This is a genomic window from Streptomyces sp. NPDC038707 (assembly GCF_040636485.1).
GTDB lineage: Bacteria > Actinomycetota > Actinomycetes > Streptomycetales > Streptomycetaceae > Streptomyces.
The window spans coordinates 1-20,313 of sequence record NZ_JBEZUP010000048.1 but is presented as its reverse complement, the minus strand read 5'-3'; the positions used below and the strand labels follow the sequence as shown (position 1 = coordinate 20,313).

General features: G+C 69.0%; 17 protein-coding genes and 3 pseudogenes. 7 read left to right on the top strand and 13 right to left on the bottom strand.

Annotated elements, in window-relative coordinates; genetic code table 11:
* The first annotated feature begins 122 nt into the window (after positions 1 to 122).
* Positions 123 to 1,097, top strand: a complete 975-nt coding sequence (locus AB0E62_RS36830) for a hypothetical protein (protein ID WP_362204371.1) — start codon at positions 123 to 125, stop codon at positions 1,095 to 1,097.
* Between the two features lie 232 nt (positions 1,098 to 1,329).
* Here the strand turns inward: AB0E62_RS36830 and AB0E62_RS36825 are convergent, their stop codons facing one another.
* From AB0E62_RS36825 to AB0E62_RS36805, 5 genes and pseudogenes are all read right to left on the bottom strand, one after another.
* Positions 1,330 to 1,893 carry a helicase associated domain-containing protein gene (locus tag AB0E62_RS36825; RefSeq protein WP_362204368.1) on the bottom strand — a complete coding sequence of 188 codons (564 nt, stop codon included), beginning with the start codon at positions 1,891 to 1,893 and terminating at the stop codon, positions 1,330 to 1,332.
* 811 nt (positions 1,894 to 2,704) lie between these two features.
* Positions 2,705 to 3,304: pseudogene (locus AB0E62_RS36820) on the bottom strand (helicase associated domain-containing protein); the annotation flags it as partial.
* Positions 3,305 to 3,748: 444 nt separating this feature from the next.
* Positions 3,749 to 4,408, bottom strand: a complete 660-nt coding sequence (locus AB0E62_RS36815) for a hypothetical protein (protein WP_362204365.1) — start codon at positions 4,406 to 4,408, stop codon at positions 3,749 to 3,751.
* A 103-nt stretch (positions 4,409 to 4,511) separates the two neighbouring features.
* Positions 4,512 to 5,540 carry a TniB family NTP-binding protein gene (locus AB0E62_RS36810; RefSeq protein ID WP_362204363.1) on the bottom strand — a complete coding sequence of 343 codons (1,029 nt, stop codon included), beginning with the start codon at positions 5,538 to 5,540 and terminating at the stop codon, positions 4,512 to 4,514.
* Positions 5,534 to 6,865 (bottom strand): hypothetical protein, encoded by a 1,332-nt coding sequence (locus AB0E62_RS36805; protein WP_362204360.1) that lies wholly within the window; start codon positions 6,863 to 6,865, stop codon positions 5,534 to 5,536. The genes AB0E62_RS36810 and AB0E62_RS36805 overlap by 7 nt, the downstream gene beginning before the upstream one ends.
* A gap of 260 nt (positions 6,866 to 7,125) precedes the next feature.
* Here AB0E62_RS36805 and AB0E62_RS36800 point away from each other — a divergent pair, with 260 nt between their 5' ends.
* Entirely contained in the window at positions 7,126 to 7,353 is a 228-nt protein-coding gene (locus tag AB0E62_RS36800; RefSeq protein ID WP_362204357.1) for a hypothetical protein, read from the top strand.
* A gap of 187 nt (positions 7,354 to 7,540) precedes the next feature.
* Here AB0E62_RS36800 and AB0E62_RS36795 read toward each other — a convergent pair whose 3' ends face one another.
* The 7 genes and pseudogenes from AB0E62_RS36795 to AB0E62_RS36765 form a co-directional block, all read right to left on the bottom strand.
* Positions 7,541 to 8,446 carry a TnsA-like heteromeric transposase endonuclease subunit gene (locus AB0E62_RS36795; RefSeq protein ID WP_362204354.1) on the bottom strand — a complete coding sequence of 302 codons (906 nt, stop codon included), beginning with the start codon at positions 8,444 to 8,446 and terminating at the stop codon, positions 7,541 to 7,543.
* Positions 8,447 to 8,615: 169 nt separating this feature from the next.
* Complete coding sequence (locus tag AB0E62_RS36790; RefSeq protein ID WP_362204351.1) at positions 8,616 to 9,398, bottom strand: hypothetical protein; 783 nt, start codon at positions 9,396 to 9,398, stop codon at positions 8,616 to 8,618.
* Positions 9,295 to 10,005, bottom strand: coding sequence for a hypothetical protein (locus AB0E62_RS36785; RefSeq protein ID WP_362204348.1), 711 nt, complete (start codon positions 10,003 to 10,005; stop codon positions 9,295 to 9,297). The genes AB0E62_RS36790 and AB0E62_RS36785 overlap by 104 nt, the downstream gene beginning before the upstream one ends.
* Before the next feature lie 69 nt (positions 10,006 to 10,074).
* Positions 10,075 to 10,632 (bottom strand): XRE family transcriptional regulator, encoded by a 558-nt coding sequence (locus AB0E62_RS36780; RefSeq protein WP_362204345.1) that lies wholly within the window; start codon positions 10,630 to 10,632, stop codon positions 10,075 to 10,077.
* Between the two features lie 5 nt (positions 10,633 to 10,637).
* Positions 10,638 to 11,405, bottom strand: a pseudogene (locus AB0E62_RS36775) (transcriptional regulator); the annotation flags it as partial.
* A gap of 271 nt (positions 11,406 to 11,676) precedes the next feature.
* Positions 11,677 to 13,593: a helix-turn-helix domain-containing protein gene (locus tag AB0E62_RS36770; RefSeq protein ID WP_362204342.1), complete on the bottom strand. Its 1,917-nt coding sequence runs from the start codon at positions 13,591 to 13,593 to the stop codon at positions 11,677 to 11,679.
* A 37-nt stretch (positions 13,594 to 13,630) separates the two neighbouring features.
* Positions 13,631 to 13,846, bottom strand: a complete 216-nt coding sequence (locus AB0E62_RS36765) for a hypothetical protein (RefSeq protein WP_362204339.1) — start codon at positions 13,844 to 13,846, stop codon at positions 13,631 to 13,633.
* 555 nt (positions 13,847 to 14,401) lie between these two features.
* On the opposite strand from AB0E62_RS36765, the pseudogene AB0E62_RS36760 reads away from it, so the two are divergent.
* Positions 14,402 to 15,144 (top strand): annotated as a pseudogene (locus AB0E62_RS36760) (IS5 family transposase); the annotation flags it as partial.
* 27 nt (positions 15,145 to 15,171) lie between these two features.
* On the opposite strand, the gene AB0E62_RS36755 reads toward AB0E62_RS36760, so the two are convergent.
* Positions 15,172 to 15,381 carry an ATP-binding domain-containing protein gene (locus AB0E62_RS36755; protein WP_362204461.1) on the bottom strand — a complete coding sequence of 70 codons (210 nt, stop codon included), beginning with the start codon at positions 15,379 to 15,381 and terminating at the stop codon, positions 15,172 to 15,174.
* An 89-nt stretch (positions 15,382 to 15,470) separates the two neighbouring features.
* Between AB0E62_RS36755 and AB0E62_RS36750 the strand changes: the two genes are divergently transcribed.
* From AB0E62_RS36750 to AB0E62_RS36735, 4 genes are all read left to right on the top strand, one after another.
* Positions 15,471 to 16,940 carry an SAVED domain-containing protein gene (locus AB0E62_RS36750; RefSeq protein WP_362204336.1) on the top strand — a complete coding sequence of 490 codons (1,470 nt, stop codon included), beginning with the start codon at positions 15,471 to 15,473 and terminating at the stop codon, positions 16,938 to 16,940.
* 347 nt (positions 16,941 to 17,287) lie between these two features.
* Positions 17,288 to 18,262 carry a hypothetical protein gene (locus AB0E62_RS36745; RefSeq protein WP_362204333.1) on the top strand — a complete coding sequence of 325 codons (975 nt, stop codon included), beginning with the start codon at positions 17,288 to 17,290 and terminating at the stop codon, positions 18,260 to 18,262.
* Positions 18,262 to 18,846: a hypothetical protein gene (locus tag AB0E62_RS36740; RefSeq protein WP_362204330.1), complete on the top strand. Its 585-nt coding sequence runs from the start codon at positions 18,262 to 18,264 to the stop codon at positions 18,844 to 18,846. The genes AB0E62_RS36745 and AB0E62_RS36740 overlap by 1 nt, the downstream gene beginning before the upstream one ends.
* Before the next feature lie 95 nt (positions 18,847 to 18,941).
* Positions 18,942 to 20,120, top strand: coding sequence for a ThiF family adenylyltransferase (locus AB0E62_RS36735; RefSeq protein ID WP_362204327.1), 1,179 nt, complete (start codon positions 18,942 to 18,944; stop codon positions 20,118 to 20,120).
* The last annotated feature ends 193 nt before the right edge of the window (positions 20,121 to 20,313 follow it).

Sequence of the window (20,313 nt, the reverse complement as noted above, 5' to 3'; positions counted from 1 at the left end):
GGCTGGTCTCTTATGGCCGGTGGAGAAGCTGGTGCGGCCGCAGGTTGGCGAATTGCAGGTCACGCTGTTGTCGGCCGCGCCATCATTGGCTGACGTCTCATGCGGATGAAGGGCTGCTCGTTGTGCTGATCTACGCTTTCCGTGATGCCCGTGGGACTTGGTACGGCGATCCTGACGCCGTTATCCAAGACAGCCAGCCGGGTCGCGGGGTTTTGACTCTCCCGCGTACCGCGCCAGGCGAAGAACCTGGTCTGTTCGATGGCCAGCGGGTCGAGGTTCTGTACGCGGCATGTGACCTGGAAGCGAGTCAGACGAGCTACCGGCTCGACGGCGGTGACTCCTTTGTGGCTAGCTGGCATGTCCACGAGTTACTGTCTCCGGCCTACCAGCGTGTGCTCACGGCCCCTGCTGCATCGCGGGATACGGCGACAGTGAGGCTTGAGATCGGCAGTTCCCACCGCCGCTACAGCTTGCACGCCGATCTCCTGGGTGAGGGCCGGGCCGAGATCACCGTCGTCGTCTGTACTCCTGACGGAGTCATCCGCGGTGAGCTGACCGGAGAGGTGGACATGGGCGACCTTGCCGAGGTCGGCCGTCTGATCGCCTCTACTCCTGTTACCTCCGCTGGGAAGGCGGTGCCGTCTGTCTCTTCTCCTGCCTCCGTCAAAGCCACCCGCCACGGCCAGGGATGGGCTCCCGAAGCCATTGCCCACCTCAAAGAGCACTACCAAGCAGGCATGAGCCCAGAGCAACTGGCTGAGGAGCTCGGACGCAGCGAGAAGTCCATCCGGTGGAAGCTGCACAGCCTCGGGCTCGCGTCCTTCCCCAGCGATCTGGTGCCCGATCCCCGCACCCCGGTTGAGCCACAAGTGCCCAAGGCGTACACCGTGGAGGAGAAGCGGCAGCTGCACCCCAACGCGTACAAACCCTGGAACCTTGAAGATGAACAGCGGCTCGCCGAGCGCTGTGCCCGAGGCGCCTCTCTGTCCGAACTGTCGCAAGAATTCGGCCGCAACGAAGGTGCCATTGCCTCCCGGCTGCTAAAGATCCAAGCGAAAGGGCCGGCCGCCGAGGATGCCTGGGAGTACGGCGGATAGGGCGACATCGCGCTGTCTGTGGCTATCCGAGTGTGCGTTGCTGGGCTTCGCCTGTGGCCTGCACAGCCGCGCCGGTTCTATCGCTTGCAGCGTCGGTCCACGCGGGACGGATGCCGATGGTGGTGAGGAGCTCCTGCTGTTGGGGGTGGAGGGTGTTCCAGCGGCGTTGCTGCTCGGTCCATCGCTGGAGGGTGGGGGAGTGGTCCTGGCCGGTGTGGTGGTGCAACTTGGCTTACTGGTAGGTGCGTTGCCAGGTGTGGGGCCAGGGCGGGCACCACCAGGGGTCGAGGTTTTCAAGGGCGTGAGCGGCGGTGGGGGAAAGGCGGCCTTGCCGGGCAGCGCGGCGTTTTTGTGTCAGCCAGTCGCCCAGCGCGAAGTCGTCGTGGCGGGTGTCTTTGCTGCAGGCGAGGTGGCCGTGGCGGGCGGCGTAGGCGCGGGCGTGGGCGAGTCCGGGGCTTGCAGGGGAGACGCGGCTGGTCCGGCGGCGGCCGACGGGGGTGATGCCCAGGCTGATCAGGAGTTGTTGCTGTTGGGGGCGTAGATGTGCCCAGGCGGCGTGTTGTGCTCTGATCCAGGTTCGTACGTCGGCCGGCGAGCCGGTGGTGCGGCTTTGCGTGGTGCGGGCGCGGGTGTAGGCGCGTTGCCAGGCAAGGTCCCAGGGTGGGTCCCACCACGGGTCGATCGAGGTGAGGACTTGGTGGCGGGCGGTGGGGATGGCGTCGCGTCGGGCTTGTTGCCGTTGGCAGTTGAGCCAGCGGCCGAGGGGGAAGCCGTCGTGGACGGTGGAGTAGGTCACGGCCAGGGTGTGGTGGGCGGCAGCGTAGGCGCGGGCGTGCGCGAGCGCGGTTTCGGCGTAGGGGTTGAGGGGACGGGTGCGGGCGGCTCCGCGGGTGAAGCCGATGCCGGCCAGGAGGCGCTGCTGGTCGGGGTGGAGGTCGTCGTAGTGGGTGCGTTGCAGGCGTAGCCAGGCGCGCTGGGTGGGGGCGAAGCTGCGGAAGTGGTGGTCGGCGTCGAGCCGGTGGCCGGCTCGGACTTGGTCGTGGATGTGCTGCCAGGTGCGCTGCCACGCCAGGGTCCAGGGCGGGCACCACCAGGGATCGACCCTGTCCAGCGCCTTCGCCGCGGCAGAAGGAGGTGTGCCCCTGTCGGCGTCGGTACGGGCGTGCTGGCGTTGCCGGCGCAGCCACCACCCCAGCTGGAACCCGTCGTGGACGGTGTCGATCGCGGCCGCGAGGGTCCCGTGGATGGCGTGGTAGGAGCGTGCGTAGCCGAGGCCGACGGTGAAGTCGGCTTCGCGTTCGGCGGGCCGTGCGGCGGCGCCGCGGGCCCGGTCCGCGGTGATTCCGATGCGGGCGAGGAGGTAGGTCCTTCTGGTCGGGCTGGAGGGTGTCGTACTGGGCGCACTGGGTGGTCAGCCATGTGGCGAGCGCGCTGGTGGTGCTGGGGAATCCGGCCGCGGTGTCCAGGACGTGGCCGTCTTGGACGGGGGTGTGTGCCTGGCGCCAGGAGCGCTGCCATTCCAGTGTCCAGGGCGGGTTCCACCAGGGGTCGATCGCCGACAGTGCCAGCGCGCGGGGTGAGGGGGTGCCGTGGCGGTGCTGGTAGGCGCGGTCCTTGCTGCGCTGGTTGGACAGCCACTGCCCCAGCTTCAGCCCGTCCTGGACGGTGTCGGTGGTCGCGGTCACCAGCGTGCCGTGGGCGTCGGCGTAGGCGCGGGCGTGGGCGAGGACGCTTTGGAAGTGGGTGGCCATGTGTTTGCGGCGGGGCCGGGCCGCCCGGGCGCTCTCGGAGGTGAGGCCGATGTCGGCCAGGAGGCGCTGTTGTACGGGGTGCAGGTGGTCGTAGCCGGTGCACTGGTTGTACAGCCACTCGCCCAGGCCGAAGCTGGTGGTGGGGAAGCCGCGGTCGGGCCGCAAGGGTCCGCGGGCGCGGACGTGGTCACGGGCCTGGTAATAGAAGCGCTGCCACATCACCGTCCACGGCGGCCGCCACCACGGATCCAGCGCCTCGAGTTCTGCGACATGTTCGGGTGGCATCGCCGGGAACTTCCGATGATTCGACAGCCATCGGCCGAGGGCAAAGCCGTCGAACCGGCTGTGGATCGGGGCGGCGAGGTGGCCGTGTACCGCGGCGTAGGCACGGGCGTGTGCCAGCCCCGTTGTGAACGCCTGATCTGACCTGTGCCGGAGCCCCAGGTGCAGCCGCATACCGCCCGCAGCCTTCTCAGACCGTTGTGCGGCGTCGCGGTAGGCCTGCAGTTCGCGGGCGATGGGGCGGGGCCGGTGAGCCATGTGCAGCGTCCACAGCCGGTCGGCGACGGCTGCGTCCGCGGCGGCCCGTACGCAGTGCTGCGCCCAGAGCAGCAGAGAACCGGCCGAGGTCGAGGCGATCCGCTCAACAAGCCACGGCCGCCCCGTGACCCGCGCCAGTTCGCCGACCAGACCAGGCACGTGAGCGAGCGTGCGAGGCAGATGTTCACCGGTGTCGGCGAGCAGCCGGTGGCTGGTGCGTTCATCGGTGAGGACCGAGGTGAGGGCGACGGTCTCGGGGTAGGTGACCGCGTCCCTGACCAGCAGCCGCCACCAGCCGGGATCGGCCCCCTGCGGCGTGAGTTGGCGTACCCGGCGCGGCCACTGCTCTTCTTCGGGCCATTACTGCGCCCACCAGGAGACGACCACGGCATGGGCGACCTCGAACGCGCGGGCGGTATCCGGCCGGTGGCGCAGCAGGTCCAGGTGCCGTCGGTGCGCCGCGACCATCTCCGGCAGCTCCGCCAGGTCGGCCTGCTCAATGTCGGCCGGCGCGCCGTCGATCCAGTGGGTGCCGAGCATCCAGCGCCCATGGCGCGGGCAGATCCGGGTGTGCGGCTGCAGATACACCCGGGCGGGCTTGGTCCGTCCGGTGCGTGCGGCCGTACACAGCCGACAGCCTTCCCCCGCGGCCGGCACCACGGCCCCGAAGCGGAACCGCCCGGCTGCACCCGCCCCGTCCGGCGAGACGGGCTCCTGGGCGGTCCAGACGGGCAGGGCCCGCCGAAGGATCTCCTCGGGCACGCGGCTGAACACGGAGACGCGGACGCGGGCCTCGGCGTTGAGATACACCTCGCCGTCCGTCCAGTAACCCTTGAACAGGCCTTCGCCGACCTGGAGGAGCGCGGGGATGAGGTCTCTGACGCCGAGCCGGTAGCGGTCGGCCAGCCGGTCCAGGTACGACAGGTTCGTCTCGCCCTTAAGCGGCGCGAGCCGTACCGGCCCCGGACGTGCCGCAGCCGTACGCGGCGGCTGCGGCTGCGGTGGAGGAAAGTCGTGCATGAGGGGGCAGAGGTCGTTCCTGACGGGCTCGGATGTACCGGCATCCGGGCAGCGGCCAAACAGGGAACGGGGCGGGGCGGACGGTTGATGCAGACGCCGCCGGTCAGGGCTGGCGTTGCGTGGGCATCCGCTGGCGCCTGGGTGCCCGGGCCCGTTGTTCGGCGGCACTGTCGAGCTCGATCTGTTCGAGGAGTTTCTTAGTGATCTTCTCGGTGCCGTCCAGCAGCGACACCAGGGCGGCTTCCCGGATGAGGTGGGAGAGGCTGCCCATCCGGCCGCCGGCTCGGGCGTGCAGGCAGGCGGCGTGCGTGACCAGCGTGCCCGGCCGGTGGCGGCGCAGCCGCAGGGCGCTGTCCATGCCGTGCACCAGGTCATGCCAGATCTGCTGGTCCGCGCCGCTGCCGTAGCGCAGCGGCTGATTGCGCACGATCTTGAAGCGGCCAGCGAGCTGGGAGCCGCGCACGCCGGTCAGCAGGGGCGAGGATTCGACGTCGATGCCGGAGTAGACGAAGGTGGCCGGGATCCGCTCGCCGAGGTACTTCAGCTGGTCGGAGGTCTCGGCGCCGGCCCGGCTGCGGGTGTCCATCAGGTGTACGTCGTCGACCAGGACCAGCTGGGTGCCCATCTCGCACAGCAGCTCGCACACGGCGTTGGTGATCTGGATCTGGTTCATCCGCTCCAGCGTCGGCAGGCCCAGAAAGCGGGCGAACTCGCTGATGAGCATTTCCGGGGTGGAGGACGGTGGCACGGTGATGAACAGCACCGGCAGCCGCCCGTCCTGGTTGGGGTGGCGGCGCCGGTCGGCGAGTTCGACGGTGCGCCCGAGCTGCTGCATGGCGGTGGTCTTCCCGGTGGTCGCGGGCCCGGAGATGATCAGGCCGCGTCTGGCTCCGCCCTGCTGGCCGCGGTTGAGCAGCAGCAGGCGGCGTACCGCGGTGGAGATGGTGTCCATGGCGGGGGTCTTCAGCACCACGAACCGTGCGTGGTAGTCCTCCCGCTGCTCCAGCGTCCATTCCTGGTCGCCGGCGTCCCGAGCCGGTGCGGGGGGCGTGTCGACGAACTGCTGCCACCCGTCCCACGTGGTCAGCGGACTGAACGTGCTCGTGGTGGCGGGCTGGGCCGCTGTCACCATGCCTGGGCCTCCTGGTACGGGCCGTAGATGCGCATGCCGCCCGCCCCGGCGGCGTCCGGCGTCTGCTCAGCGGCCTGGGCCCGGTCCGTTTCGGCCGTCGGCTCGGATGCTTCGGCCTCATCCGCGTGGTCTTCCGCGGCGTCCTGGCCGTCGGCGAGGGCGGCGAGAAGGTAGTCCTCGCCGCCCGGGTCGTCCTCGAGGTCGTCCAGGCTGTCGTCGGCGTCCCAGCCGTCGGGATCCTGAACCGGGACGGTGAAGGAGCCGGGCAGCCCGAACGAGGCCCCCGGCGCGAGAGGCGCAGGCCACTGCTGCCCGGTGGCGGCGGGGGCGGAATCGGTCAGCTGCGCGGCCGCCTGGGCCCGGGCGGCTACCGTCCGCTCCCGCCTGCTGCCCAGTCCCTGGCTGGCACGGCGCAGCAGCGCATCGAGCGCTTGGGCGATCGCCGCCTCGTGCTCTTCACGGCCATGCCGGCGTTGGACGGTGCGGCGGACGTGGTCGAAGGTGAACGCGGTGAACGGGCGCCGGACCGCCTCCGCGTGGACCCACGGCACCTCGAGCCATCCCTCGGGCAGGCGCACCCACACCCGGTTCGGGTCGTAGGGGTTGTGGTGGACCTCCCAGCGGCCGTTCTTGTCCGCTCGCGGTGAGCGGCGGCGCCGGTAAGGGTTCAGGCCGGGGTGGTCGTAGGTGCGGTAGCCGAAGCGGATGCCGTAGTCGTTGACGGCCTGCCACCGAAGAGGCAGCAGCTCGACGTAGTCGTCGGCGGACAAGGGCACCGGTACATGCCCGGTCAACGCCACCAAAGCTGCCCACATCTCGTTCGGGGAGACGGCGACCCGCGGCATCATCGGGTGCCGCAGTGCCTCGTGCCGGCGCTCCTGCCACCCGCAGATGACCCACTCGTCCAGCAGTTCCTGAAGCTGCTTCAGGCTCCAGCAGGGCTCCGCGGCCGCGCCCCGCTGGGAGACATCCGAGCCGGTGTGGCCCGGCAGGTACTGGCTGAACCCGTCGGCGATGGCACGGAAGGTCCGCTCCACGTTCCCCTTCGCCGGGCCGTTCGCCGGCGGCACCGGCTGCACCGACACCCCCAGGCTCTCGCACGCCGAGACGAACGAAGCCGACACATACACCCGGCCCTGGTCCACCACCACCGTCTCCGGCATGATCACCGGCCGGGCAGCCGCCTGCTCCAGCCGCGCGTCCAACGCGACCAGCCGCTCGTAGGGGATGACCGACCGCTGCATGGACAGCGCCGCATCCCAGCCCGGCCGCATCGCCGTCGGCACCACCATCTGCGCCAGCAGCATCGCCGCGTCCACCGACATCGTGCCCCACCGGCCGCAGCACCGCGGCGCAGATGCTGCGCGTCGCCACGTCCAGCGCGATGCTCAGTTCAAGGCGGCCGGTCACACCGTCGTCCAGCACCGCCAGGACATCCAGCGGCGTGCTGCCCAGCATCACCAGCTCGCCCGGCCGCAGTGCCACCGTCGGCGTGAACGGAGGTGCCGGCCGCGACGCATGCCACCGTCGCTGCGTCGCTGTCCCGAGCAGCCCCTGTCCGTCGGCCACCGCGTGCACCAGCCGGTTGAACGTCGACGCCGGCGGCAGGGCCACCACCCCGGCGCCGTACTCCTCCTCCAGCAGCCACCCCACCTGGCGGCGCAGCCGCACCAGCGTGCCCGTCGACCGCTCCCGCTGCCCCTCCAGCACCTTCCTGAGCGCCGCGACGACCCGCTCATCGGCCCGCCCCACCGCCGACCGCTCCCGCACCGCCCGGCCGTCCACCAGCCCCCACAAGCCCTCGCTGCGGTAGCGCGCCCGCATCCGGCGCACCGTCGCCGCACTCGCCTCCCAGCCCGCCGCCCTCAACTCCTCGGCCTTCGCCCGCTCCCGCTGCGCCAGGCTCCGCGTCGCCGATCGAACTGCTCACGCGGGGCGCCCTGCCCGACCGCGCCAGGAAAGCCGGTCTCCACCTCCCGCACATGCCGCTGCCACGCGCATCACGCCGCTTCGGCCTCCCGCCGCGCGCCCGAAACGACAACGCGCTCGTGCAGCGATTCGTCCAGCCGCACCCGCAGCACACCGCTCCACAGCGCGTGAAAGACCGCGGGCCACACGGCGATCGGGTCACCCAGCTCACACACCGCCTCCACCGCCGGCCGGGGACTGCCGAAGGCCTCCAGCAGAGCCGGCATCCACGGCCCTGCGGCGTACCGGGGATGCCGGTAACCCGCCAGCCACCGCACATTGGCCACCAGCACCGGATCCGGCGGCCCCGCGAGCCGGTAGGACCAGCCCACTGCCTCCGCGGCAGCCGTCACAACCCGTGCCCGCTTTGCCAGCCGGGCAGAGGGTCCGCTGCGTCCGGCGCAGTCGAGTAACAGGCCGCTGCCGTCCTGCAGTCTGGCCATCAGCTGCGGCGCATGACCGACAGCCTTGCCGTCCCCACGCCACACCAGTTCCACTGGCCGGCAGGCCAGCGCCACCACCGCCGGATCCCGATCCAGCAGCATCAGCTCGGTCCGCATGACCCCGGACCCGTACGCCACCAGCCGCCCGATCGTCGACGACCACCACCAGCCAGGAGCAACCCGCCGCCCGTGCCGGACGGGGAAAGGCCGTACTGCAGGAGAGTCCTCGAAGGGGACGTCCTGAGCAGCCTCAAGCCACGGGACCTGACGCGAGCAACCCAGAGGGTCTCGAAAGCGCACATCGATCAGGCTGGCGTCTACGGCTGGAGCGCCTTCGCGTCGCACAGCCCCATCCGTACTGTGCGGCTCGGGAATGCGGCACCCTGCCCCGGGTACCGCGGACGATGCGGCCTCCTGGCTGCTGTCGATGATCACGTACTCCACACAACGCCATACCTGACCTGGCGCGCAGCAGAACCGGCCGGTAACCAACATCGGTGCAGCCGCCGGATGTTGGGCTGCGCGGGGCACCCAGGGTGCCGGGCGGGGGCACCGGTGTCAGTGCAGAGTCCTGCACTCTCACCTCGCCGCGCCGCACCCTGTCGGGCAACGGCTCACCGACAGCCGACTGGCCCGCGCCGCCATTCGGCTGCCGCCGGTCGTATCAGTCCTCGCCCTCACCCGCGGCGAGCACCTCGGCCAGCTCCTGGGCGGACAGGCGGGACCACGCGGCGACCTCCTCCAGTGCCACCCCGGCGGCGACGGCCGCGGTGGCGGTGTGCACGAGGGCCTGGTCGATCAGGGCGGCACTGCGGCTGAGGTGCTCCAGCAGGGTGCGGGCCACCTCGGCGGTAGTGCCGCTGTGTACGCCGCGCAGCTCCACCAGCTGTTCGCGCGCCTCGTCGACCAACTGCGTGATGTGGAACCGCTGTTCGGCGCTCACCGTAGCCCGCCACCGGGTCCCCGAGCCGCCCGATTGGGCTTCTGCCGCCATGACACGCAGCGGGCCGGCCATCGTGGCGGGCTGCTGCTCCCGCTTCAGCCGCCACGGATCCTCCCGCCACCCCGGCCGCCTCGGCTCGTGGCGGCGGCCGCGCACGATCGCACCCTTCCAATCGTTCAGCGGGCTGCTGTGCTCGGCCGCAAGTTCGAGTCCCAGCCAGGTGCGGCCCACCAACTCGCCCAGCCGGTGACAGAACGCATCGTCGGCACCCCGCGCCCGAGGCTGCATCCCGCCGCTTGCCCGTAAGGCCACCTCGGCCATCGCCGGCTCCAGCAGCGCCCGCGCCACGGCCACCACCTCCGGGAAGATCGCCGAGTCCCGGCCCACGATCCGCCACCACTTAAGCCGTGATCCCGCGTTGCCGCCCGACGGCTGGTGCAGACGGCGCGGCCAGATCTCCTCCTGCTCCCAGTACAGAGCCTGCTCCCACCAGCAGTCCACCACCGCATGCGCCAGCGTGAACGCCTGCTCCGGCTCCACCCCGGCGCGCACCACACGCCGCGCACACGCCCGGCCACCGCCGCTGCGCGGCCACCACCTCCGGCAGCAGGCGCAGATCGAGGTGTTCCAGCGGCTGGTCGGCGTCCGCGTCCAGCAGCCAGCGCCCGTGCCGCAGGCAGATCCGCTGCAGGCGCGGCAGATACCGCACCGCCCGCAGCGCCTGCCCGGTGCGCCGCGCCGTGCACAGCCGGCAGCCGAACGCTGCTTCCCCCGCCACCGCGGCCGCCGCCCGCCACCGTGCCTGCGCCAGGGAGGCGTCCCGGCCGGTGCTGATCTTGGGATCGTCCACGGTGAACGACGGAAGAGCGCGCACCAGCACCGCCAGTTCCACCCCGCACAGCTCGGCGAGCACACCCCGCCCGGCCCCGTTCAGGACGACCTCCACATCTGCCCTCACACCACCGCCATCGTGCCGGGTGGGGGAGTTGCGGCACGTCCACAGCCGCATCACGCTGCTGGCTGCGAGACCGTAGCGGGCAGCCACCCGGCTGATCAGCGACGCGGTCAGCTCCCCCGCCAGCGGCACGGTTCGCAACACCCCTGCGGCCACACCTCACCCCCGATACCCTTTTCGGCTCGCACAGCGACTGGACAGGTTCCTGCCCCGGTCGGCGTTTGGTCAGTAGTCGAGGTCGAGGTAGTCGATGTCGTTGAGGGTGACGTCGGAGAGTCCCATGGCGCGGTTTCCGTTGTCCTGGAAGTAGATCTCTTTGAAGCCTTCGGCGATGATCTGGCGCATCTGCTGGTCGCTGGCTCCGGCGTCACGGGCGTCGAAGAGGCGTTGCGCGTAGGTGGGGGGGAGATGGACGGTGAGGCGGCGGAAGCGTCCGTCGTCGGTGGTGCCGATCGGCGCGGTATAGCCGAACCGGGCCCGGGTCTCCACCGTGATGCCCGTGGTGGTGGCGGCCTGCTTGCGGCGGCGTCTGCGGACCTGTGGCTGCCAGCGGGCCCGTACGGCGGCGTCGATCCGTTCGACGATGGCGCGTGGCGGGTGTTTGCGTTCGCCCTTGCGGTATCGCTCCACCGACCGCTGGCTGACCCCGATCTCCTGGGCAACGGCTTTGGTCGTCTTGAGCTGTTTCATCAGGAAGTTGATGCGGCCCTGCAGTGTCTTGGGCGGCTGGCGGGTGAAGGCTTCCCGGTCGGCGCGTTCGATGGCGTCGTCGATCTCTCCCACAGCGCCTACTCGCCTTCGTCCAGGACGGCGTCGCCACCCTTGATGTGGCGGGCCGGGTTGAGGCCCTGTTCCATCAGGTCGACCGCCCACAGCATCGACTGGACGCCCTCCAGCTTCGCCAGGCCAGGTGTGGGCCCGAGGCGGAAGCCGCCGGGCTGCGGCTTGCCGCTGGCGGCGTAAGGGAGGAAGTCCAGCGGCGAGTCGCCCGGTGAGGGGTAGACAACGCAGTCGGACAGCACGGCGAGCGGATACAGGCCCGTCATCGTGGCCATGTTGCGCATCTTGCGGTGCATGTTGACCCTGGCCTTGGAGATGACGGCGGCACGGATGTCGGGCCGCCAGGTGGGGCGCTGGAGGGCCGGCCACCGCTCGCCCTCCTTGTACTTCTTGCCCTGCGGGCGCTCGCGCAGTTTGCCGATGCCGCCCTTGACGGTGGCCTTGATGGCGGCGAGGACGGCGGCCATCGCCGGGTCGGCTTGCTTGTGCTGCTCCATCGCCTCGAGGAAGACCCGGTCGTCCAGGTCCCGGGTGACGCCGAGGTCGGCGAGGGTGTCGACGTAGGCGGTCTTGAGCCGGTCGTGCCACGGGTCCAGGTAGGCGCCGGTCTCGCGGCGCAGGTACGCCTCGATCGGCTCCACGTTGTAGCCGAGCTCCTGGGCGTAGGCCACGGTGTGCGTCTGGTACCAGGCAGGTCCCGTCGGCCGGGAGCCGTCCGGAGTGAACGGCGAGGGCAGACGCGGGTCCACCTCGACGTGGGACAGGTCGACCAGCCAGTGTGAGGTCTCACCGATGTTGCGGTGGTTACATGTCTCTGACGTGGTCTGCCGTAGATAAATTGCGACGACCCGTGGAGCGTATACGGGCCTTGTGACCTGCGGTTCTGCAGGTTAGATGAGACTGCCGTAGATTGCGTGAGAACGCCTACTACGGGCGGGTTACCGGAAGGGTGTCGGGAACTGTTCGTGCTGCAGTTCGGACGGCTACGCCGCCTGGTGGCAGATACGTGAGCAGGTGGTCTCCTGAACTGGATGCCGATGCGAACGCTCACTGCTCCAAGAAACTTGCGGTGTCCGGGGTGCCCTCTCGGCACCGTATATCGTGGCTGGTCGCTGCTTCATACCAGATGTCGTCGTTGAGGTACTCGGGTAGGCCTTGGTGGAAGCGTTGCGCCCACTCCCGTGCCGTCTGGTGGATGGCCCTCATGCCGTCCCCGGGGATCAGGTGTTTAAGGCCTGGGCTGTTCCTGCGGTAAGCCCGGTAAAGGACGGCGAGAGGGCTAGTGTTGGTGGGGTAGCCGTACCGGTGGCTGTGCTGCATGCCCAAGGGACCTTGGCCCCGCACGGCGTGGACGACTGCTCGCCACTGTGCGCTGTCTGTGTCGAATGAGTCCTTGCTCCAGGCAACCGGTACGTGATCGCAGTGGATCTCCCCGACGATCCGGCCCATGCCGGCGGGGAGTTCGCTGGGGTACTCCGTGCGTGGGTCACCGGAGTCGTCATGCCAAGTGAACAGGCTTTTGTCGCGGACGAGGATCTTCCTGCCGTGACTGTAGAAGTCGATGCCATAGTCGGTGGTGTGGAGGTACCGCTGGATGCCCACCCAGCCCCACACTCGCTGAAGGAGCGGAGCGAGGCTATGGCCGTGACACTCGGCGCAGCGCTCGGCATCCAGGGCGCTGTCGTGCCCGCAGTCCACGCAGTTGTGCACGGTGGCCACAGTCACATTGATGGGCAGCTTGGTCGGGACTGTACCATCGCGACGGACAACTGACCGGTTGTCACCCCAGATACACGGCAGACGGGGCCTGACTGTACGACCGTTGATGGTGAGATGCAGATGGTTCTCACGAATCGGGTAACTGTAGATGTCACCAAGCTTGACGCCTAGGCGGCGCTGTTGCGCGGCGGACCAGGGTTCGCGCAACCGGGAAATGGTGATGTGGGTGCCGTGTTCCGTCGGCTGTACCTTGGGCTCGGTGCTCACCGGCACGCGCCACTCCGCGCCGCGCACCAAGGACCCCAAATCGAGAGTGAGAACGGTCCAGTCTGCTGCCTCAGGGCGGGCGGTGCGCACGGTGATGTGCGACCCCAAACGGCTGGTGACAACGCTGAAGCCGAGCCCCAGAGTGGGGTAGCGGGGTGCTCTGCCGCTCCGGCCGAGGCGTACCGCTTCAAGAAGCGTTTTCTCGTCCATGCCTGGGCCACGGTCAGAGATCGTTACAGCACTTTGATCAGGATGGCTGCTATCGGAGAAGTTGATCGACACGGGCAGCGGACCGGTCCGACCCGTTGGAGGGTTGTCATAGGCCGATCCATGCGCAGCGACCGCGTTATCCACGAGTTCCGCGAAGCAGCTCCAGCCGGACATGGGCAGGTCGGATAGCGCCCTCAGCAGCTGCGGAGAGGGCGCCACGTGCACAATCTGTCGCTGAGGAGTGTGTCGGTTGCGTTCTGCTCTGTCCCATGCCGCACCCCAGGATGCCTCGGCGTTCTCACCGACTCCCAGCACACGGACGAAGGAGAGCACGATGTCCTTGCGCAGGCGGGTCTTTCCGCGCATGGTCTCGTTCAGTGTGGTCCTGGGCAAGATGCCCGGCCCCGCACGGTCCTGAAGCTTCCGCAGGCTCGGACTGCCGTGTGCGGCGTGCAAAACCCACATGGCCTGCCGCAGTTGTGCGAAGGTGTTGATCTCCTCTACACGGACCTGTTCCGCTGCCGACGTGTCGGCCGTTCCAGGGCTGTGCGCCTGCTGCCAAAGCGCACGGGCCTCGTCCACGCTGGCTCCACATGCACGTGCGAACGCTTCCACGACTGGCAACGGCGTGCGCCAACCGTTCGCGGCCCGATGCAACCGGGAGCTGCTCACGCCCGCCTCCTGCGCCAGCTCCGCATAGGTGAGTCCGGCGAGGCGGCGCGCGCGGCGAAGCCACCGTGCCACCTCACCCATCTCTACGGCATGCACACGGAGTTCCTGCTCGTGACGCCCCATCAGGTTCTCGTCAGGCGTGTCGGCCGTCGGTGCGCCACGCCTGGAGCGCGGCAAGGCTGATGGCTGTCATCACCTCGACCACGAGAGCGGCCAACATGTCCCGCCAGGGCAACGCCACGCTGGACAATGCGACCAGGATGATCAACACGGCAATGACGACCGTGCTTCCCCGGGCCGGCTCAGGTTCGGGCCGACCGACCCCAACACAGGAAAGGGTTCCGCTCATAGCTGTCAACACTTCCTTTGCGCTTTGGACTTGAGTGCTCCATGCGCCGGCAGGTTTGGGGCCTGCTCGGCGCAGCACGCTCCTTGGATGGTGCCGCATCCAGTGGACGCGCGCCCAACCGGAATCCCATCGTCCTGGGTTTGTCCCAGCACTGTCCCGATCGCGAATGGATTGTTGTTGATGCTGGTCGGGGCATGCTGAGAGACGCTGGGGCGGCAAGCAGTTGAGGGATGTTGCAGCTCCGTCCGGACTTTGAGTTGCGTGCCTGGCGCTCATCGGCCAGCCTGTTGAGCAGGATCCTGCGCGCTTTGGATGACAGGGACCGCGGCTCGGGGCGCATTTGGGGTGCACTCCGGGCAATTGGGCTGAATTTCCTGGCATACCGCTCGGAGGCAGCCCGCCCCATCTGCTGTTCGCGTTGAGCGGCACGTGGGCCGTGCCCCGCCAGCGTTGCCGGATGCCCCGACCAGGCGAGAACGGCTCACCTAGGCAGTTCGTTTGGATCGGTTGGTCGTTGGTCTGGGTGTGTCGTTGACTGATGCGCAGTAGGCGCGGATCGAGCCGTTGCTCCCTGACCGGACCCCGAATCGGGGTGGCCGCTGGCGGGACCATCGCGAGGTGATCGACGCGATCGCCTACGAGTTTCAGACCGGCACGCAGTGGGTCCACCTGCCGGGGAAGTACGACAACTGGCGAGGCGTTTACAACCGGCTGCGGATGTGGGCCGTGAACTGCACCTGGGAGCGGGTGTTCACCACTCTGGTGGCCCAGGCCGACGCGGACGAGGACTTCGGCCGGGCCTCTCGGTGGACTGCACGCCCGTGCGGGCCCACCAGCACGCGGCCAGGGCCCGCAAAAAGGGGTCCCGGCCACCTCGCCGCCGATACCCGTTGCTTGCCCCTCGCGATCGTCCTCACCGCCGGACAGGCCGGTGATGCACCCGCCTTCACGCATGTCATGGTCCGCCTGCGCGTTCCCCGTTGGCGAGGACGACTTCGCACCGGGCCGGATGTGGTTCTGGCCGACGAGGCGTAGTCCTCCCGCGCGATCCGCGAGCACCTGCGCAAGCGCGGCATCCGGGCAGTGATCCCCGTTCCGGCGGACCAGCGCAGCCACCGTCTCCGTCGGGGCAGCCGGAACGACAGGCCGCCGGCCTTCACCGCGAGACCTACAAGCAGCGCAACACCGTCGAGCTGTGCATCAACCGCCTGAAACAGTGGCGAGGCATCGCCACCCGCTACGAGAAGACCGCCACCATCTACCTGGCCGGACATCACGTCGCAGGCATCTTCCTCTGGTCCGCCCGCTGGTCCAAACGAAAGACCCTAGCGCAGCGCCATGAGCGGCAGAGCGTCCTCCGGCCGTACGAAGACCACCATGTGACGTGCGCGGGTGATGGCGACGCGGAGCAGGCGGCGATTAGCACGGATGCGTTCGGCGTCCCAGTCCTGGTCTAGCAGGCGACTGTGATATGTGCCCTCGACGATGACCACCCAGTCGAACTCGTCGCCCTTTGAGCGGTACATGCCCATCAGATTGACGTGGCGGTACTCTGTTCGGGCGCGGCCAGCTGGTCGTGGCCAGGGCGCGGCGTACAGCGGCGGCCGCTTGAGTGGGAGGCCGTGTGCCTGACTTCCCTGCCCCGAGTTCGACGGGAGTTCGTATCGCCGGTGACCGGTACCAGTGGCTGGTCGCGTGGCAGGGCTGTGTCACGGCGGTGCGTGATGAGGCACTGCGCGTGCCGAACCCGGTGGTGGCGGTGGGTGTTGAGGTAGACGGTGTGGGAAATGTGGACGACGTCGTCTTGTACCGTCAGCAGCCGCCGCACACCTACATGCAGGTCAAGTATGCCGCAGACAGTTCCTCGCCCGTCAATGAGGAGTACTTGCTCAAGCCGAGCGACCAGGGTGGACCGTCGATCCTGCGCAAGGTGGCGCAGGCCTGGCAGCAACTTGCCGGGGACGGCACTCCGGTCGATCTTGTCCTGATGAGCAACCGGTCCCCAGACGCCGGGGATCCGCTGATTTCACTGCGGGATTCCCGCACCCAGTTGCTCGTGCCGAAGGCAGCGCAGCAGGGACCGCGATCGAAGAAGGGGCAGGCGCGCAGTCGTTGGGCCGCCGGTATCGGGCTGAGCGAGGACGAGCTGCTGGATTTGCTGGAGGCGCTGCGCTTCGACCTGTCACGGGATGTGATGCGCCTGCATGAGCATCTGCAGATGATGATGTTCGCCGCCGGGCTGCAGTTCGACGAGAAGGCCATGCATGCCGGCACGGACTGGGTAGCCCGCCAAGTTGCCGATGGTCGGCGCAGGTTGTCCCTGGCAGATATCAGGGGGGCGATCCGGTCTCAGTGTCTGGAGGCCGGCTCGTCACGAGCGGTGCTTTCCGTCGCGACGTTGAAACCGGACCCGATGGCAGAGGATGCCGACTACGCGGTGGACTGGGCGGACCGATTCGAGGGCGCCTCGCCGTACGTGAAGCGGCGTCCGCTTGCCCCGGCGTCCTGGGCGCAGCTGCAGGCGGACATCGAAGCGGCACCGCTTCGGATGCCACCGGGCACGACGTCTATCGCAGTCACTGGCAGTCTGCGTCTCGCGCCTGCTTTCGTGGTCGGTGCGGCTTTCCGCATGGTGACCGGAACCGACTTGGCCGTGGCACAGCGCGGACAGGTGTGGTCGTCCGCTGCCGCGTATGACGCTGTGCTGGCCCCCGACGTCCATGAGCACGCTCTCGGTCTTGGGCCGGACCTCGCCGTGGCCATAGCGGTCGCCGTCGATCCCACCAAGGACGTGCTCGACTTCCTGCAGGAGCAGCAGGTGCCCGTCTCCCGGCTGCTGGTGCTGCGCCCGCCTGGTGGTGCGAAGGACAACTCCATCCCGGATGCGGCAACGGCCAGCGCCCTGGCCGTCGGTATCCGGGATCTGCTGCGTCGTGCCTGCCGCGCGCATCCGGCGATCCACCTCTTCCAGGCCGGTCCGATGGGCTTGGCTCTGCTGCTGGGCAACCGTTGGAACCGCCTGCGCCCCACCACCGTGTACGAGGACGTCAACGCGCAGCAGGTCTATGAGAAGGCGTTTGTCGTCGACGCGTAGCCCTCAACCCATCTTCTCCATGACCAGGCCATCGAGGGTGGACCGTCTCAATGCCCCTCGTGTCAGTTCGGGGGCAACGTGGTGTGGGAGGCCATCCAGTCCAGTCATGGTGATCGGGGGCCGCGAACAAACGGAAGCCTCTCCGCCGCAGCAGTGCCGGTGAGCCGCCGAAGGGGATCAGAGACGAACGCGAAGATCAATTGCGGCTGGCCGAGGAGCGTTGTCAGTGGGGGGCCGTACCGTACGAACGAGCAGCCATCGAGCGTCCGTTTTCGGTTGCGCCCCGCAGAGGGCCGCGGCCGGGACCGCGCAACGGGCTGAACAGCGAGCCCGAGGAGGCGCACTGCATGAGGATCGACGAGGCGTTTGACGCGCTGCAGAAGACCGTTGATGAGGACATCGAGAAAACGCGGCTGGCCCGCGGGCGCCGGGATCTGTTCAAGGAGGCGCTGCTGAATGAGCCCGACGTCCTCGAGACGTTCGGATCCGGCTCGTTGAGCCGCAGCACGCAGCTCAAGCCTATTCACGACGTCGACATCGTGGTTGTTTACGACCGGGACGAGCACCCCGAGTGGGGGAGCAGCGGGCCGAGCGCGGAGGAGGCCCTCGAACACATCCGCTTCCAGGTCAACCGGCTGCTGAGCCAGAGCAAAGGCACCCACGCCACCGTGGTGCGGCACACCCTGCTGCGCAACCACGCCGTCAAGTGCTTCCTCGATGACCCCGACGACCCGGAGGCGTTCACCGTCGATGTGATGACCGCGCTACGACAGCCTGATAACTCGCTGCTCATCCCCGAGAAACTCAGCGCTCGGTGGGTGCCAGCGAACCCCGAGTACCTCATCGCCTTGGTCGCCGAACATCAGCGTTCCTGGTCGTACTTCCGGCCGCTGGTCAGGCTGCTCAAGCAGTGGCGGCTCGACGCGCCGGTCGAGGGACGCGTCAAGTCTCTCGTCATGGAGGTCCTCGCCCTGCAGTGCCTGCCCACGTCCGGAAACCGCTCCCAGGGGTTGAAGACGTTCTTTACCGCTGCCGCGACCCGGGTCAACGAGGGCGTGTGGGACCCGGCTGGTCTGTGCGGTGAGATCCAGCCCGACCTGGACCGCCAGGGCCTGTCGGCCGCGTTCGCCAAGGCCGCGGACCTGGCGGACCAGGCCTGCGCGGCAGCGGCCGAAGGCGGCACCGACGAGGCGCTGCGGCTGTGGCAGGAGATCTTCGGCGAGGACTTCCCGGCGCCCGCCCGTGCCCCCAAGAGCACCTCGCTGATCGGCGCTCCCGCGCTCATCACCCCCCGCCCCATCAAGGACGCACCCCAGGGATGATGACGACCACACCTGCCCGCAGCACCCGTATTCCCATCACCTGGTGGGAGTGCGAACCGCGCCGGCTGCGACGAGATCAGGAGGAGATCCCCGCCCGTTTCCCCCGCCTCGTCTTCAGCGACGAGGGAGCAGGAAGCTGGGAGGGCATGCTGCCCCGCTGGCCGTTCGACCGGCCCGAGCCCGCCCACCTCACCGACGGGATCGGCGAGCACGGCCTCCGGCTGCGCCTGGAATACGGCCACGCCTACCCTATGGTGGCCCCCCGGATCTTGCCCCTGGACCCGCTGCCCGAGCCGTGGGAGTGGACCCAGCACCGCTGGCACGTCAACGGCGACGCCAGCCTGTGCCTCCTGCGCGACGACATATGGACGGGCCGCGAGTCGGTTGTCGACCTGCTACTGAAGGCCGCCGGGTGGCGGATCGAGTACGCCCTGATGAAGCACCAGACGATCGAGGTCATGACTGGCAGCGGCATCGTCACCGACCACTGCTTCGACCACTTCCTGGCCCAGCCCCCGACACCCGAGGACGCCAGCGGGCATCGTGCGCCGGACACCGCCGACCAGGGCGGTGCCGCGTGCTGATCCTCATCCCGCAGGGCGCTGCGAGCAGACTTCGGGCCTCGGGTTCGTGGGGCCGACTATCGTTGCGCATCAGCCGGCCCGATGACCTTGTCGTCGTGAGCGGCATCTCCGACGGAGCGGAGGGATCCATCATCTCGGTGGATCCCGCACCCGGAAACCGGCTGCTGGCGGGCTGTGACGCCCTTCCCACCGGTTACTGGTACCGCGCCACCGGTGAACTGCACGCGCTCTGGCATCTACTGCGAGTACGGCGCGGCACATCTTTGAAGCTTGATGCGTTCAAGGAAGCCGTGCCCAGTGGTTTCAAGACGCCGGGGGACGGCGGCTACGTGGCCATCACCCACGCCCCCGGCGTGAAGGACACGTTTCCCGAAAGCGGTCTGCCCGACCTCCTCGCCTGGCACGTCACCCGCGCGGGCATTCAGCCACTCGAGGTGTCGGTCGAACCCGAAGCCACCGGAATCGTGCAGCTCAAGGGACACTGGCCCGTCGAAGACCTCCACAACACCCGCGTCATGTTGATCGGTGCGGGGAGTATCGGATCGGCCACCGCGCACGCGCTGGCCGGCTACGGCGTCGGCCACCTCACCCTCGTCGATCCAGATCGCCTCCAATGGCACAACCTCGTCCGGCACACCAGCTCCCGCAGGCACATCGGCCGCACCAAGGTCACCGCGCTGTCCGAGGAACTCACCCAGCTGCGCCCAGACACACGGGTAGCCCCCTTGGCGCTGGACGTCATCGAGCACGCCAACCAGATCCGTGCCCTCCTCACGGACACCCACCTTGTCGTGTGCGCGGCCGACGGGGTGGCCGCACGCCGCGTTACCGGCCACCTGGCCCGCCGCGCGGGCCTCACCGCCGTCCTCGCCTGCATCCTGCAGGACGGAGCCCTCGGCGAGATCCTTCGACTGCGCCCCTGGCCCCAGCACGGCTGCCTGACCTGCCGACGCCAAAGCCTCGCCGAAGCCGGTGGCCTCGACCCCGAGCCCGCCTTGGACGCCGGCTACGGCACCGGCACCCGGCACCGGCCGATGACCGCTGTTGGACCCGACCTCCACCTCGTCGCCTACCTCGCGGCGAAAACCGCCGTCGCCACCCTCCTCGAGCGCGCCGGACACCCCGACCAGCGCCTGCCGGGAGAGCACGCCTTGGTCGGACTGCGCCGCCAACCCGGATGGGCCCCGCCCTTCGACCTCAACCGCACCGCCGAATTGCGCTGGCTTCCCCCCACCCCGCCCAGGCCCGGTTGCCCCACCTGCGAAGCGCCATGACCACAGAGCCCGTGACCGCCGTGCACCGGTGCAGCCGCTTCGGACAGCGCGTAAAAGGCTAAGCGGCTGGTGCCGTCGATGCGATCGACAACCCGGATTTAGGCACCGTCTCATTTGGTGAGTCTGCGGTAGCAGATGAAGGTGCAGGCGATGCTGGTGAAGGCAAGGAAGTGCTCGGCTTTGCGCTCGTAGC

What these genes read in the sequence shown, in the direction of transcription:
- AB0E62_RS36765 (WP_362204339.1), bottom strand. Translation starts at nt 13,846, where the DNA reads ATGAGCGGAACCCTTTCCTGTGTTGGGGTCGGTCGGCCCGAACCTGAG.
- AB0E62_RS36795 (WP_362204354.1), bottom strand. Translation starts at nt 8,446, where the DNA reads ATGTTGGTTACCGGCCGGTTCTGCTGCGCGCCAGGTCAGGTATGGCGT.
- AB0E62_RS36745 (WP_362204333.1), top strand. Translation starts at nt 17,288, where the DNA reads ATGAGGATCGACGAGGCGTTTGACGCGCTGCAGAAGACCGTTGATGAG.
- AB0E62_RS36810 (WP_362204363.1), bottom strand. Translation starts at nt 5,540, where the DNA reads ATGGTGACAGCGGCCCAGCCCGCCACCACGAGCACGTTCAGTCCGCTG.
- AB0E62_RS36805 (WP_362204360.1), bottom strand. Translation starts at nt 6,865, where the DNA reads ATGTCGGTGGACGCGGCGATGCTGCTGGCGCAGATGGTGGTGCCGACG.
- AB0E62_RS36740 (WP_362204330.1), top strand. Translation starts at nt 18,262, where the DNA reads ATGACGACCACACCTGCCCGCAGCACCCGTATTCCCATCACCTGGTGG.
- AB0E62_RS36815 (WP_362204365.1), bottom strand. Translation starts at nt 4,408, where the DNA reads ATGCACGACTTTCCTCCACCGCAGCCGCAGCCGCCGCGTACGGCTGCG.